Below are 13,442 nucleotides of genomic sequence, written 5' to 3'. Positions count from 1 at the left end.
GTTATAAGGAGGACACATTGCTGGTCTTCAGATCGGATTGATCTGGCCAGCAAACGATTGTCCATTCATCTATTTCAGGGAGATAAATAAATGGGCGCAGGAAGCCTGAATGTTAGTGTAAGCCGCATAATATTATTGTCACTGTCCTCACTGTGGCTGGTGGGATGTCCCAGTAATAATCCACCCGCACCGATTAGCCAGGTGAACAGAGGTGCGGCACCACCTGTCCGTTCCGGAATGCTGATCACACCACCGCCGACAGACCGATCTCCGACCGTTGCCCCGTCTCCCGGCGTGCGGGAGGTAAAAAAAGCAACACCGAATCAGAAACAACCGCTAACTCAGCAACCTGTGGCGACCGTCCACAGTAAACCTCAACCCTTCATTACGCCCGCCAGCAGTAAGCCAGTGGTACAAACGATCAACGGTAAAATCGTGTATAACCGCAAATATGACGATATTCCGAAGGGTAGCTATGCCGGAGGCAGTCACTATACCGTCAAACATGGCGATACCCTGTTTTATATCGCATGGGTGACAGGCAATGATTTTCGTGATCTGGCACAACGTAATAATATTTCTGAGCCTTATGACTTACAGGTAGGTCAGGTTATACAGGTGGGTAATCCGTCAGCTCAGTCGATAACCGCTGATAATACGACGACACAGAAAAATCGTGACGTCCCTGTCATCGCGGATTCGATACAAAAATCAGCAGCAGTGGTTGCACAGCAACCAATTATTACGTATTCTGAGTCATCGGGTAAACAGAATGATAATAATATGTTTACAAAAGGTGAATCTGCTACAACGGCAACAACCGTTTCACCGGTGGCCGCCCCGACAGCGAGCCGCCCTCAGCCGACAGCCAGCAGCGTGTCAACCAGTGTACCGATCACCGGATGGCGCTGGCCGACGGAGGGCAAGATTATCGAAAACTTTAGTGGCACAGAAGGTGGCAACAAAGGTATCGATATAGTGGGTCGTAAAGGGCAGTCAATTACCGCAACCGCAGATGGCCGTGTGGTCTATGCCGGTAACGCGCTGCGTGGTTACGGTAATCTTATTATTATCAAACATAACGATGATTACCTGAGTGCCTACGCTCATAACGATACGATGCTGGTCCGGGAGCAGCAGGAAGTCAAAGCGGGGCAGAAAATCGCTACTATGGGTAGCACCGGAACCAGTTCAACACGATTGCATTTTGAAATTCGTTACAAGGGGAAATCTGTCAACCCGTTGCAATATTTACCGCAGCGATAGTTTGACGAAGTACGGATAAGTGTCATATCAGTTGATCGATGTCAGAATGCCTGTTATCGCCGTGATAGCCGGAGAGAAGCAGGTTTTTTCTGACATTGTGTAGGTGATGTACAGCGCAGGTACTTCGTTGAGGGATCACCGTAAGGAACCATCTTAATGAGTCAGAATACGCTGAAGTTTCATGATTTAAATGAAGATGTGGAATTTGATGAGAATGCAGTCGGGGCTTTCGATGAGAAAGCCTTAACAGAGGAAGAACTCAGTGATAACGATCTGGCTGAAGAAGATCTTCTGTCGCAAGGCGCTACACAGCGTGTCCTGGATGCGACGCAGCTCTATCTTGGTGAGATTGGTTATTCTCCGCTATTGACAGCCGAAGAAGAAGTCTATTTTGCGCGTCGCGCCTTGCGGGGTGATATGGCTTCGCGCTGTCGGATGATTGAAAGTAACCTGCGTCTGGTGGTCAAAATTGCCCGTCGTTACAGTAATCGTGGTCTGGCACTGTTAGATCTGATTGAGGAAGGAAATTTAGGATTAATTCGTGCGGTGGAGAAGTTTGATCCCGAGCGAGGGTTCCGTTTCTCAACTTATGCAACATGGTGGATCCGCCAGACGATTGAACGGGCGATTATGAATCAAACCCGCACGATTCGTTTACCTATTCATATTGTTAAAGAGCTGAATGTCTATCTGCGTACTGCCCGTGAGCTATCACATAAGCTGGATCACGAACCGAGCGCGGAAGAGATCGCAGAACAACTGGACAGACCCGTAGACGACGTGAGTCGTATGTTGCGCCTCAATGAGCGCATCACTTCGGTAGATACCCCGCTGGGGGGTGACTCAGAAAAAGCGTTGCTCGATATCCTGCCTGATGAACGGGAGAACGGCCCGGAAGACAGAACGCAGGATGACGATATGAAACACAGCATTGTAAAATGGTTGTTCGAACTCAATGCGAAACAGCGTGAAGTTCTGGCCCGACGTTTTGGCTTGTTAGGCTATGAAGCGGCTACCCTGGAAGATGTCGGCCGTGAAATTAGTTTGACGCGTGAGCGCGTGCGTCAGATTCAGGTTGAGGGTTTGCGCCGACTGAAAGAGATCCTGCAGGAGCAAGGTCTGAATATTGAAGCGTTATTTCGCGAGTAAGATCTTTATCAATAAAAGACTCAATATTGTGATTGAGTCTTTTATTTTTTCATTCCTGTTTTTCTGACGAGTCTTGTTTATTGCCCATAAACAATCATCGTCAGCAACCCAATAAAAGCCACAGCGTCAGACGCTGTCTGATATATCACTCTTCCCCCGCGTTAACGCGGGGGAAGAGATGATCTCAATATAAATATCGCCAGAATCGGGTCTACAGCATCCTTTTTAACTGGTAGAGCCATTCCAGGGCCTGACGGGGAGTTAATGCATCCGGATCGAGATCGGTCAGCGCTTCTATGGCCGGAGAAACCTCCTCTGCTACGGAGAGCAACGACATCTGTGTACCATCGGTCTGTGTGGCGGCGGCGTGGGGGGAGAGCTTTTCCAGCTCACGCAACTTCTGCCGCGCACGCTTAATCACCTCTTTAGGAACCCCCGCCAGCGCGGCAACAGCCAGGCCATAACTCTTACTGGCTGCGCCATCCTGCACACTGTGCATAAAAGCGATCGTATCGCCATGTTCCAGTGCATCAAGATGAACGTTAGCGACGCCAGCCATGGTGTCGGGTAACTGGGTCAGCTCAAAATAGTGCGTCGCGAACAGGGTCAGCGCTTTCACTTTATTTGCCAGATTTTCCGCGCAGGCCCATGCCAGAGAGAGGCCATCATAGGTTGAGGTTCCACGACCAATCTCATCCATCAGCACCAGGCTCTGTTCTGTGGCGTTATGCAGAATATTCGCCGTTTCCGTCATTTCCACCATAAAAGTAGAGCGGCCGCTGGCTAAATCATCTGCCGCGCCGATACGGGTAAAAATACGATCAACCGGGCCGATCTCGGCTTTTTCTGCCGGAACATAACTCCCGATACCGGCGAGCAGCACGATCAGCGCAGTCTGGCGCATATAGGTGCTTTTTCCCCCCATATTGGGGCCGGTAATGATCAACATCCGGCGTTGCGCGGTGAGATCCAGCGGATTGGCAATAAAGGGTTCTTTCAGTACCTGCTCAACGACGGGATGGCGACCTTCATGAATACGAATAAGCGGTTTCTCGCTAAAGGTCGGACAGCAGTAGTGGAGGGTTTCCGCGCGTTCGGCAAGATTCACTAGTACATCCAGCTCTGCCAGCGCACTGGCACTTTTTTGCAAGTCAGCCAGGTGTGGCAGCAGGAGGTCGAACAGTTGATCGTAAAGCTGTTTCTCCAGTGCCAGCGCTTTCCCTTTTGAAGTCAGCACTTTATCTTCGTATTCTTTCAGTTCCGGAATAATATAACGTTCCGCGTTTTTTAATGTCTGGCGGCGAACATAGTGGATTGGCGCGTGCTGGCTCTGGCCACGGCTGATTTGAATATAGTAGCCGTGGACGGCATTGTAGCCCACTTTCAGCGTATCCAGCCCCAGACGTTCGCGTTCGCGAATTTCCAGTTTATCGAGATAATCGGTGGCTCCCTCGGCCAGCGAGCGCCACTCATCCAGTTCTGCATGATAGCCTGTGGCAATCACACCACCATCGCGCACCAGTACAGGTGGCGTTTCGATAATCGCCCGTTCCAGCAGCTCACGCAGCGCACTGAATTCTCCCACATTATCGCGCAACTGTTGGACGGGTTCGGCATTGATTTCGGCCAGTATGGTATGCAGTTCTGGCAGCTGCTGAAAAGCGTGGCGCATACGGGCAAGATCACGCGGACGCGCCGTGCGCAGAGCCAGTCGTGCCAGAATTCGCTCCAGATCGCCCACCTGGCGCAACAGAGGTTGCAACCGGGCATAATGTTCCTGTAACGCGCCAATGGTTTGCTGACGGACGGTGAGAATAGTGATATCCCGTATTGGCATATGCAGCCAGCGCTTGAGCATACGGCTGCCCATCGGGGTAACGGTGCCATCAATGACGGAAACCAGGGTATTATCAGAACCCCCCGCCAGATTACAGGTGATCTCAAGGTTACGGCGAGTGGCCGCGTCCATGATAATGCTATCCTGCTGGCGATCCATTGTGATAGCACGAATATGAGGCAATGAAGTCCGCTGTGTATCTTTGACATACTGTAGCAGGCAACCTGCGGCACAGAGTCCGCGAGTCGCGTTTTCAACGCCAAAACCGACGAGGTCGCGGGTGGAAAACTGTAAATTAAGCTGTTGACGTGCGGTTTCGATTTCAAATTCCCATAGCGGACGACGACGCAAGCCACGGTAATTTTCGATCAGTGAAAAATCGGTGAAATCTTCGGCATAGAGCAGCTCGGCCGGATGGGTGCGCTGCAATTCTGCCGCCATACTTTCACGGTCGGCAGGCTCGCTCAGACGAAAACGACCGGAGCTGATATCGAGCGTCGCATAGCCAAAACCTTTACTGTCCTGCCAGATAGCGGCCAGTAAATTGTCCTGACGCTCCTGCAGTAACGCTTCATCACTGATGGTGCCGGGAGTCACAATACGGACAACTTTACGCTCGACAGGCCCTTTTGTGGTCGCCGGATCGCCGATTTGTTCGCAAATGGCGACCGACTGCCCCTGGTTAACGAGACGGGCAAGGTAGTTTTCCACAGCATGATAAGGGATTCCGGCCATAGGGATAGGCTCGCCTGCAGAAGCACCGCGTTTGGTTAGCGAGATATCCAGCAGTTGTGAGGCACGTTTCGCATCATCATAAAATAGTTCGTAAAAATCCCCCATGCGATAAAACAACAGAATATCCGGATGCTGTGCCTTCATCCTGAGATACTGCTGCATCATTGGTGTGTGATCGGATAGATCCTTGTCAATAGACTCATTCATATTGATTTTACTCATTTTTTAAGTCTTTCAGGTACTCAGTTTGCCTGGGGGAACGCCCCGTAAAGCCCTATAGTAAGGCAGCGTCGCTTCCTGACTCAATTCAGGGCGGAAGTCGTATCTTATCACTGATAATCACAGAGGTTCATCCGATGGCCCAGGAGCCAAATGGCTTTGTTGAATAATAGTGAACCATGCTGTTTTATCACACCTGTTTTGGTCATAAATGCTGGTCTCTACTGCGAGAAGCTTCCGACCCTGACCTTAACCTTCTGATTTTACGTTGAGGAAGACCGATGTTTTTGTAGGCACGCAGCATAATATCTATTTATTCAACAAAGCCGAGCCAAATCAGTGCCACGAAGCACAACTTTATCATTCAATGGCAAATATTATTAGCCGTTAAGCAATCGGCAATGAGTAGCAGAGCGCTGAAATAGGTTATCAGATCGACGATGGTAAATGTTTCAGATTTTACCTGCATTGAACAAGCATGCGAGTGTGCTCGCAGATTGGTTGAAACATTGTAAATAAATCAATTTGAGTTCTCCGTACTTTTTGTGTTCTTTTGGGGGGAGAGCTCAAGGTTAAATAACGCCAGTGAGTTAGCTCAGGCATCCCAGCTGATTGCAGGAATATACTTGTAAAGCGCTTCACTGGCAGTGATATAGCTGGAGTCGATGGAGATATACTTACGCACCGCCATTCTAAACCACAAGGGGCGTATTTATAAAGCAGTCGCCTGGTATACTGGCTACCTCTGTTTATACTCAATCACAAAGCCATTTTCCGGCTTTCGCTGACTCGGCAAACATAGCCACGGTTAAAGGTTTACGAGTTCGCTCTACATCTTCCCGTTTTAATTTAAACCACCGTGTAAGTAGCGGTGTATTCTCCCAGGGAAAATAATACGACCATTTAACTTCTGATAAATCTACATTAAATTTTTTTTCAAATCTATCCAAAGCTTCATGCAGATCATCACCGGGAGACTCAAATAAATCAGAGTCAAGCTCTAAAGGAATTTCTTTCCAGTTGCTATCTAAATATCCTGGGATCTCTTCTCTGAAGAGTGCTAACACTTCTTGCTGAATTATGTCCATCAAAAGGATGTCCATTGTATACGATCTTTAGGGCGTGCTATTAGGTTGTATTTTGCCTGAGTTTTCCTTGATACTTGGTAAATTGAATTCACAAGACCGATCCAACCTAACCACGAAACATATCGTGCTATGACGGCGGCAATATTATTTGTTTTTCGCATTCTTACACCAACGGGTGTAGGAACTCTAATACCAAATGGCGTTCGTGCATTTCGTAAAAGCATTCTCCCATACCTGGAATTAACACTTGTCCCTTTGATTGCCTCTCCCGATTTCGTTCTGGTTTTTAACCATGGTTGCCCAGCGAGGATAGCAGTACCTGACTCAATGCCAATCCCAGGTTCATCACAAAATTGTTCAAGAAAAATGACATCAAATAGTTCACCTACTGACAGGTTTGATTGCCCGTGATAAAAGTAGGTTCCGTTGAGATCTTCTGTTGTATCCATTCAATTACCTATTTGCAGGAATATACTTGTAAAGCGCTTCACTGGCAGTGATATAGCCGGAGTCGATAGGGGTATACTTACGCATAACCGTTCTAAACCACCAGGGTCGTCTGTAGAATGATACTTATAAAGTATACTGGCTACCTCTGTTTATACTCAATCATAAAGCCATTTTCCGGCTTTCGCTGACTCGGCAAACATAGCTACGGTTAAAGGTTTACGATTTTTTTCTACATCTTCTCGTTTCATCTTGAACCACCTTGCCAATAGTGGCGTGTTTTCCCAGGGGAAGTAGCAATACCAATCTACATTTGATAAATCAATGTTAAATTCTTTTCTATATTTTTCGATAGCATCATAAAGGTCATCTCGTGGCTCATTGAACAAATCAGAATGGAACTCCAAAGGAATTTCTTTCCAGTTGCTATCTAAATATCCTGGGATCTCTTCTCTGAATAGTTTCAGAACTTTGTCTTGAACGGTTTTCATTTAAAAGATCTCCAGTATAATTGGTATTATATATACATTCACTTTTCAACTAAAAGGCCCCGCAGGGCCTTGTTTATGCTGTTGCTCTTTCGTTCCAGGCATCAGTATACTGAATATTGCCATCAACAATTCGCCAGGTAATTCTTTCATACTGTAAGCTGACACTTTCCACATGGTTCATTTTATCATTGCCAGCTAATTTAACATTCGGTACACCACAATTAACACCAGTAATTTTTACATTTTCCATTAAGACAGTGTAGTAACAAACTTCCTGCCCGGCATCACTGATATGATAAAAATGAATCTCTGCACTTTTTAAAGTCTGTCCAGTAGCTGCTGCTTTATAGAGATATGGTGTTGAGCTATCAACTTCTTTTTCAATCATCATTGAAGAGTGTTGACGAGTACCTGTAATTTTACCATTAGCATTGTCTACTGGTAGGTTAATCCCGTGGCTTAATCCGATAATCTCTATACTACCTTCACGATCCTGAACATCAACAGAACCTTTAATGTCTGCACCACCATCATCTTTAAGCCACATATACGGAGGAATTGGCATGTTATTTGTTCCTTATTTTGTTGATTAATTTCATTGCAACTAAATAGATTAAAGTTGTTAGAGAAAAAACTATTATTATGGATACATAAAAATAAAGGTCATAGTAATTGTCAGCACCTATTTCTCCTGAACCATAAATAAGATGACCAAGCCAGGAATAGAAATTGTCACTTATCCAATTCTCAGGAGCTCCTAAGGTGCGAGCTATAACCAGAGACAAAAGAATATAAAATATAACTTTCGCAATTCTACGGGCAAGTATTTGAGCCATTGGCTACTACCTCAACCCAACCACGAGCCATAAGTGATCGCATACAAGGGACTTGTATTGGAGCCGTTCTTAAAAGTGCATTTCTGATGAGAGCATAGTCAGAGTTATGTGCGATTGTTATACACCCCTCAGATACTCTCCCTGGATGAAGCCTAAACAATCCACGATGAACATCATTAATCCAGGTCCCATCATCAATATCCCAATCATCTTTGTATAGAGCAAACCACTCATCCCGCCCAAATTCAGCACCATAGTAAAATTTATTGTATAGATCTTGTGCCTTAGCTTTAACCCAGGAGCCTAGCCCACCTGCTCCTCTCTCCACTATCCAGTACTTTCCCGGTGGTAGTGGTCCGTCACTCGGAATAGCACCGCAGGCTCCTTTATTCCGGTATACTCCTTTACCAGAGAAAGCCATAAAGACACCTACACCATACAGATTGAAAGGTGCATAATCTGCCCCGTTCAATATCAATTTTCCGTGTAAGGCCATACTCTTTTTCCTTATACTGTTGTAAATCTCTGTAAATAGTATATCTATTGACTAAAGATGCGTAAATAACACAATTTGTGTTTTTTGCTCCGGGAAAAGTTAGTTATCTGCTTTTATCAAACAGCACTCACATTTCTAAAAATGTATACCATCAATAAGAGTCTGGCCCATCAGGCTATTTTAGTTGCCATTTTGGCCCTGGGCTGTGCCCGAAATAGCTGTACGCTGCAGTTTCTCCGTGCTGTTCGTGTCCAGACTGGCTGCGCCAATATCACTATCGAAATAAATCAACCCTTCTCAAAGATCGAAGCATCTACGTGCAAAACATTCGTCCATTGACGTCCTGCTGTTAAATGCTTCTCTGATATAGTGCCTCAATGACTCACCGTCGTGACAAGCACCTATGTCCCTTCTTGAATTGGCGGAGTATCAGCACGAAATGAGATGCGGCGATAGCGGTGATGGGTTGTTGTTCGTCCATGCTGCGCGTGGCATATGACAAGTGGAGTCAGAAAAATACACTATACGTCCAATGCCACAAGGCCATCCAGAAAAACAATCCTGGCATTTTGCCCTGCACGTTGAGCAGATAATAGCGCGCCATTTCGCACCACTCACCGAATTCATTTTTAATATTTCACGACACAAATTTCTACTGATCCCAACTATTAATGAGAAAATTCTCAATGGTGTCCATTCATCCGATAATTTATCATTTGATATGGTGTGATAGCAGTTTTATTTTATTCTAATGAAATAAAAATTCAATCTTATATATTTTTGCAAATAAAATGTGATTTTCATGCTTTATAGATATAATTTTTAATATTACAACATCACATCTTTCGATATAAATTTGATATAAAGAGTAACGTGTTCAGCTAATTTAAATTAATGCTGGCATTAACTTTAATATATAAGGATGAAAAAATGATAGTTCGTTCATTAGATGACTTGATTAATACAGACCGTGATATTTCCTGGGGCGCAGGGAAAAGCCGTCGTTATCTGATTGAAAAAGATGGCTTAGGTTACTCAGTGACCGAAACGATTATTGATGCAGGCTCAGAATCAGTACTTGAATACAAAAACCATCTGGAAAGCTGCTACTGTATCGAAGGAGAAGGCTGGATCAAAAATATCGCCACAGGCGAACGCCATGAAATTTATCCTGGTGTGCTGTATTCACTCAATGAACATGACAAACATGTCCTGGCGGGCACCACCCGTATGAAATTACTCTGTGTTTTCCTGCCCGCACTGATTGGCCCTGAAGCGCATAATCTGCATGCGGATGGTAGCAGTTCCAGTTATTAATATTTCGACATATCATTACCGCACAGGATCACTTTTATGCAGCAAAGTATGCATGTTGATGTGCTGATTATTGGTGCCGGTGTCACAGGTCTGACTGCGGCATTAAGGTTATTACAACAAGCAGCACAATATCAGCAAACCTTATCCGTCTGCATATTAGAAAAAGCGGAACAGATCAGCGGGCATATAATATCCGGTGCGGTTATGGATATGCGGGCATTAGATGAGCTATGGCCCGGCTGGGAACAGGAGATCGTGAGTGAACCGGTTGCCGATAAAGAGGAACAATTACATGTGCTGATCAATGAGCGACATGCCATGACAATACCTCAATTGATGATCCCTGACGTGTTCTCTCATCATGGCAGTCGGTTAATTCATTTATCGGTATTGTGTCGCTGGCTGGCAGAGAAAGTCACGGCGTTAGGCGGTGATATTCTGACCGGTGTATGTGGTCGCCAGTTGCTTTTTGATGAACAGGGAAAAGTTTGTGGCGTAGAGAGCGGGGACTATGGCCGGGATCCGCAGGGGCAACCCGGGAGTACATTTGTTGCCGGTATGCATTTTCTGGCACGTCAGATATTACTGACCGAAGGAGCAAGGGGTTCTCTGTCGCGTCAGGCCATTGAGCATTTCGATTTAGCGAAGGGATGTCGGCCGCAGCATTATTCTTTGGGCTTAAAAGAAGTCTGGAAAATCGATCCGACCGTACATTGTCAGGGACGGGTAGAGCACTTTATTGGCTGGCCACTACATCAGCAACAGGTCAGTGGTGGGATGTTTGCTTATCATCTTCCGCAACAGCGTCTGGCCCTTGGCCTGGCTGCGGATCTGGATTACCACAATCCCCATTTCAACCCTTACCTCAGTTTTCAGCGCGCAAAACATCATCCGCGTCTCAAGCAGCTGTTAGCAGGCGGAACCCGGCTGAGTTACGGAGCACGAGCAATAACCAAAGGGGGATTGCCAGCATTGCCGAAAATGACCTTTGCTGGCGGCATGTTACTGGGATGTGCTGCCGGAACACTCAATCCAGCACGGATGAAGGGCATTCATACGGCAATGAAAAGTGCGATGCTGGCGGCAGATGTGCTGTATCCCTGGTTGCAGCAACCGGCTGATGATCAGCAACTGGAACAGGCGTTTTACACCTCGCTACATCACTCCTGGCTATGGGATGAGTTAACTGCCAGTCAAGATTTTACGCCGGCGATACAACGCTACGGTACGATTGCCGGAGCCGTCGTGTGGTGGACGGCAGGGCGACCTGGCCTGCGGCGTCTCCCCTGGCGTTTTCCTCCGGCATTAGCTGATTATCAGAACTCGCGGGCCGATTCGGTAACCCCGGTGTTTACCGCGGTGCCGGCTGATAATGAATTAAGTTTCGATTATGCCTCTTCGCTTTATTTGAGCAGAATTGAGTCCCGGGCATCTCAGCCTTGTCATCTGCAACACCAGCAGCTCACCCCACAACAGTGCGAACTGGCTATCAACTACTGTCCTGGCAATGTATTCAGCTGGCAGCACAGTGATCATGGTCAGGTATTTACGATCAATAGTCAGAATTGTCTGCATTGTAAAACCTGCGATATCAAAGACCCGGAGCAAACACTACGCTGGACGCCCCCCGAAGGAGGAAGTGGTCCACGTTATCAGGAAATGTAAGGCGGAGGGAGTGACGATGAAAATATTAGTGGGTATCTGTGAGGCGTCCGAATGGGACGAGGCCTGCGGCAGTGCGGTCGTGCGCGAAGGAAAACTGGAAGATTTTTGTGCGGTGGCACTTGAGCAGGCATTACGTATCAGGGAACAACAGGGCGAAGGTCAGGTTTTAGCGTTTGCGATGGGAACTTCGCCGGAAGCACTTCTACGTCAGGCGCTGGCGCTGGGGGCTGATCGCGCGCTGGGCATCAAGATGACTGACGCCTGTGAACCTTTAGCAGTAGCAAAGCAAATAGCCAGACTGGCGCAGCAAGAGCAGGTTGATCTGGTGTTGCTGGGTAAACAAACCGCCGACTGGCAAGGCGGCGCGATGACCGGAATGGTAGCGGGTTTTCTCGGCTGGCCGCAGATACAGCCAGTCAGTGATTTGCGCTGGGAGCAACAGCAACTGCATCTGCAATGTTATGGCGAACAGTACCAGTTACATTCGGTCACTTCGCTCCCGGCCGTCCTCGGCGTGGAACTTGGTCTGGCGGAACCCCGATTTGCATCATTGCCTGCTATTTTGCGGTCGCGTAAACAGGCACTGGAGTGGTTGACCCCAGAAACCGCACCACAGGTAACGCAGGCTTATCTGTCACTTGAGCCACAGATTACCCGTCGTAACGCACAGCAGTTGCATTCAGTGGATGATTTGGTCGCACTGCTAAATTATGAGGTAGAGATAAATTGAAAACGATAAATAGTGCGATCATTTTACGGCAGGAAGATACCGCTGGGAGTGCGCTAACAACGTTGTTGCAATCATTAGCCTGCTGGTCTGATACTGTCAGTGTGGTTATTCTGGCTGAAGAGACTGCGCCACAAGCGTTAACCTTACCGGTCGGCTTGATGAACGTTATCTGGTTTGATCAGCGTCATGCCTGTGATGATCTGGCGTGCATGGCGGATTCATTACTGCCTGCGCTGAAAGATGTCAGCCATCTGTTATTTCTGGAAGGGAAAGCAATACGTCCGCTGGCAGCCAGAATCGCCGCAATCCATGATTGTGATATGATCACTGATATTACTCATATTTTATCTTCTGATAGCTGTCAGCGACCGGTATTTGCTGGCCAGGCCTTGCTGACCGTCCAGTCGTTGACAGAACACCATGTGTGGACACTACGTCGCCAGGCATTTGAGGGCACGGGGGGTGACATGGCCACCATGAGCTATGCGGTGACAGATTGTCCGGCAGTGGCTGGTAAAGTACAAAAAGTTAGCACCGTGCGTCATATCAGTGAAAACTGTCGCCCGCGCTTATCTCAGGCAGAGATTGTTGTCGGGGGAGGACGCGGTGTTAGCAAGCCACAATGGCCGCTGCTGGGTGAGCTTGCTGATAAGCTGGGGGCGGCATTAGGGGGAACGCGCGCCCTGGTCGATGCTGGTTTTTTCACCGAACAGGATCAGATCGGGCAAACGGGCGAACAGATTTCACCACGGGTATATCTGGCGTGTGGCATTTCCGGTGCGATACAACATGTCGCCGGAATCAGCAATAGCAATATTATTATCGCTATTAATAGCGATCCACAGGCACCAATAATAAAAAAATATGCCGATCATTATCTGGTGGGTGATCTTGCAGAGGTACTTCCTCTGTTATTAGCAAAGCTATAACGGGTTATTGAGGATAAAGGATTAGCGCGCATTTTATATTTTCGTTTTAACTCTGTCGGGGCTGTTGTATCACAGACAGTTTTGTCTGTGTGTGTTAGTCTGTCGATTCGCTGCTAAAAAATATCCTGTCAGCCCCCTCTCTTTTATGTTGTTGATATCTAATGGTATATTTTTATATGAAAACAAGCGGTGTTCTGGCGCCACGGCCTTTCCGCTGAGTCATTCGTAAGGAGTTTT

The 13,442-nt window shown here is 47.2% G+C and carries 14 protein-coding genes; 6 read left to right on the top strand and 8 right to left on the bottom strand.

Features of this window, described 5'->3' with window-relative positions; translation table 11 throughout:
• Window positions 1-74: 74 nt before the first annotated feature.
• A complete protein-coding gene (locus PT300_00485; GenBank protein ID MDF7679179.1) occupies window positions 75-209 on the bottom strand; it encodes a peptidase in 135 nt (44 codons plus the stop codon).
• Here PT300_00485 and nlpD point away from each other — a divergent pair.
• Window positions 151-1,266: a murein hydrolase activator NlpD gene (gene nlpD / locus PT300_00480; protein ID MDF7679178.1), complete on the top strand. Its 1,116-nt coding sequence runs from the start codon at window positions 151-153 to the stop codon at window positions 1,264-1,266. The genes PT300_00485 and nlpD overlap by 59 nt on opposite strands.
• Window positions 1,267-1,422: 156 nt before the next feature.
• On the top strand, window positions 1,423-2,415 hold the full coding sequence (gene rpoS / locus PT300_00475) for an RNA polymerase sigma factor RpoS (GenBank protein ID MDF7679177.1): 993 nt from the start codon (window positions 1,423-1,425) through the stop codon (window positions 2,413-2,415).
• Between the two features lie 211 nt (window positions 2,416-2,626).
• On the opposite strand, the gene mutS is transcribed toward rpoS, so the two are convergent.
• The 7 genes from mutS to PT300_00440 all read right to left on the bottom strand — a co-directional run bounded on the left by mutS (window position 2,627) and on the right by PT300_00440 (window position 8,564).
• Window positions 2,627-5,194 (bottom strand): DNA mismatch repair protein MutS, encoded by a 2,568-nt coding sequence (gene mutS, locus PT300_00470; GenBank protein MDF7679176.1) that lies wholly within the window; start codon window positions 5,192-5,194, stop codon window positions 2,627-2,629.
• A 767-nt stretch (window positions 5,195-5,961) separates the two neighbouring features.
• Window positions 5,962-6,309, bottom strand: a complete 348-nt coding sequence (locus tag PT300_00465; GenBank protein MDF7679175.1) for a DUF1493 family protein — start codon at window positions 6,307-6,309, stop codon at window positions 5,962-5,964.
• Window positions 6,294-6,743 (bottom strand): hypothetical protein, encoded by a 450-nt coding sequence (locus tag PT300_00460; protein MDF7679174.1) that lies wholly within the window; start codon window positions 6,741-6,743, stop codon window positions 6,294-6,296. Before PT300_00460 ends, PT300_00465 begins: the two co-directional genes overlap by 16 nt.
• Before the next feature lie 156 nt (window positions 6,744-6,899).
• A complete protein-coding gene (locus tag PT300_00455) occupies window positions 6,900-7,232 on the bottom strand; it encodes a DUF1493 family protein (protein MDF7679173.1) in 333 nt (110 codons plus the stop codon).
• 73 nt (window positions 7,233-7,305) lie between these two features.
• Window positions 7,306-7,797: a type VI secretion system tube protein TssD gene (tssD, locus tag PT300_00450; protein MDF7679172.1), complete on the bottom strand. Its 492-nt coding sequence runs from the start codon at window positions 7,795-7,797 to the stop codon at window positions 7,306-7,308.
• 1 nt (window position 7,798) lies between these two features.
• A complete protein-coding gene (locus tag PT300_00445) occupies window positions 7,799-8,068 on the bottom strand; it encodes a hypothetical protein (protein ID MDF7679171.1) in 270 nt (89 codons plus the stop codon).
• On the bottom strand, window positions 8,046-8,564 hold the full coding sequence (locus tag PT300_00440; GenBank protein ID MDF7679170.1) for a DUF2778 domain-containing protein: 519 nt from the start codon (window positions 8,562-8,564) through the stop codon (window positions 8,046-8,048). The genes PT300_00445 and PT300_00440 overlap by 23 nt, the downstream gene beginning before the upstream one ends.
• Before the next feature lie 930 nt (window positions 8,565-9,494).
• Here PT300_00440 and PT300_00435 point away from each other — a divergent pair.
• From PT300_00435 to PT300_00420, 4 genes are read left to right on the top strand one after another with little or no spacing between them, the layout of a single operon-like run.
• On the top strand, window positions 9,495-9,881 hold the full coding sequence (locus PT300_00435; protein MDF7679169.1) for an ectoine synthase: 387 nt from the start codon (window positions 9,495-9,497) through the stop codon (window positions 9,879-9,881).
• Window positions 9,882-9,917: 36 nt separating this feature from the next.
• Window positions 9,918-11,546, top strand: a complete 1,629-nt coding sequence (locus tag PT300_00430; GenBank protein ID MDF7679168.1) for an electron-transfer flavoprotein:ubiquinone oxidoreductase — start codon at window positions 9,918-9,920, stop codon at window positions 11,544-11,546.
• A 16-nt stretch (window positions 11,547-11,562) separates the two neighbouring features.
• Window positions 11,563-12,276: a hypothetical protein gene (locus tag PT300_00425; GenBank protein ID MDF7679167.1), complete on the top strand. Its 714-nt coding sequence runs from the start codon at window positions 11,563-11,565 to the stop codon at window positions 12,274-12,276.
• Window positions 12,273-13,205 (top strand): electron transfer flavoprotein subunit alpha/FixB family protein, encoded by a 933-nt coding sequence (locus tag PT300_00420; GenBank protein ID MDF7679166.1) that lies wholly within the window; start codon window positions 12,273-12,275, stop codon window positions 13,203-13,205. Before PT300_00425 ends, PT300_00420 begins: the two co-directional genes overlap by 4 nt.
• Window positions 13,206-13,442 lie beyond the last annotated feature (237 nt).

The sequence above is a fragment of the Enterobacteriaceae bacterium ESL0689 genome, from assembly GCA_029433525.1.
Classification (GTDB): domain Bacteria; phylum Pseudomonadota; class Gammaproteobacteria; order Enterobacterales; family Enterobacteriaceae; genus JAQTIF01.
The sequence above is the reverse complement of the archived record's forward strand: the minus strand, read 5'-3'. Positions and strand labels throughout refer to the sequence as shown.

Coding starts and splice junctions, on each gene's coding strand:
- rpoS (MDF7679177.1), top strand. CDS start 1,423: ATGAGTCAGAATACGCTGAAGTTTCATGATTTAAATGAAGATGTGGAA.
- mutS (MDF7679176.1), bottom strand. CDS start 5,194: ATGAATGAGTCTATTGACAAGGATCTATCCGATCACACACCAATGATG.
- PT300_00465 (MDF7679175.1), bottom strand. CDS start 6,309: ATGGACATCCTTTTGATGGACATAATTCAGCAAGAAGTGTTAGCACTC.
- PT300_00460 (MDF7679174.1), bottom strand. CDS start 6,743: ATGGATACAACAGAAGATCTCAACGGAACCTACTTTTATCACGGGCAA.
- PT300_00455 (MDF7679173.1), bottom strand. CDS start 7,232: ATGAAAACCGTTCAAGACAAAGTTCTGAAACTATTCAGAGAAGAGATC.
- tssD (MDF7679172.1), bottom strand. CDS start 7,797: ATGCCAATTCCTCCGTATATGTGGCTTAAAGATGATGGTGGTGCAGAC.
- PT300_00445 (MDF7679171.1), bottom strand. CDS start 8,068: ATGGCTCAAATACTTGCCCGTAGAATTGCGAAAGTTATATTTTATATT.
- PT300_00440 (MDF7679170.1), bottom strand. CDS start 8,564: ATGGCCTTACACGGAAAATTGATATTGAACGGGGCAGATTATGCACCT.
- PT300_00435 (MDF7679169.1), top strand. CDS start 9,495: ATGATAGTTCGTTCATTAGATGACTTGATTAATACAGACCGTGATATT.
- PT300_00430 (MDF7679168.1), top strand. CDS start 9,918: ATGCAGCAAAGTATGCATGTTGATGTGCTGATTATTGGTGCCGGTGTC.
- PT300_00425 (MDF7679167.1), top strand. CDS start 11,563: ATGAAAATATTAGTGGGTATCTGTGAGGCGTCCGAATGGGACGAGGCC.